Raw genomic sequence first — 520 nt, 5'->3', positions numbered from 1 at the left:
AAAGCTGTGTAAATACAAGGAGGTTAAGATGAAAAAGATTCTATTTCGCGGAGATGTATACTATGCGGACCTGAACCCTGTGATTGGTAGCGAGCAAGGAGGAAAACGGCCGGTGGTGATTATACAAAATGATCTGGGCAATCGGTACAGCCCAACTGTGATTGTTGCGGCAGTCACCGGCCGAAAAAAAATCAAATTACCGACCCACGTGGCACTTAAAGGTATTCCGGAACTCGATCATGACTCCATTATTTTATTGGAGCAACTCCGAACCATTGATAAACAGAGGCTAAGGGAACCAATTGGTTCTTTAGATAAATTGACAATGAAGGAATTAGATCAGGCCTTGTTAGTTAGCATCGGTATCAAGAAAAAGGCAGATACACCTCTAATTTTATGCCTTTGCCCGACATGCGCCAGCCAGTTTTACGATAATCCGGATTACTCAATTAGGCGGCTGGACCCGGAACAGGAAGAGAAAGATGCTTGTATGTATTGCAGTGTGCGGCAAGGTTTTGAT

General features: G+C 43.8%; 1 protein-coding gene. It reads left to right on the top strand.

The window, feature by feature from the left end; all coding sequences use genetic code 11:
* Positions 1-28: 28 nt before the first annotated feature.
* Positions 29-520 (top strand): type II toxin-antitoxin system PemK/MazF family toxin (locus tag NE619_RS19350; RefSeq protein ID WP_256133858.1); only part of this gene is annotated, 492 nt, incomplete at its 3' end.

Origin of the sequence: Anaerovorax odorimutans (assembly GCF_024459955.1) — a bacterium.
GTDB lineage: Bacteria > Bacillota > Clostridia > Peptostreptococcales > Anaerovoracaceae > Hominibacterium > Hominibacterium odorimutans_A.
The sequence above is the reverse complement of the archived record's forward strand: the minus strand, read 5'-3'. Positions and strand labels throughout refer to the sequence as shown.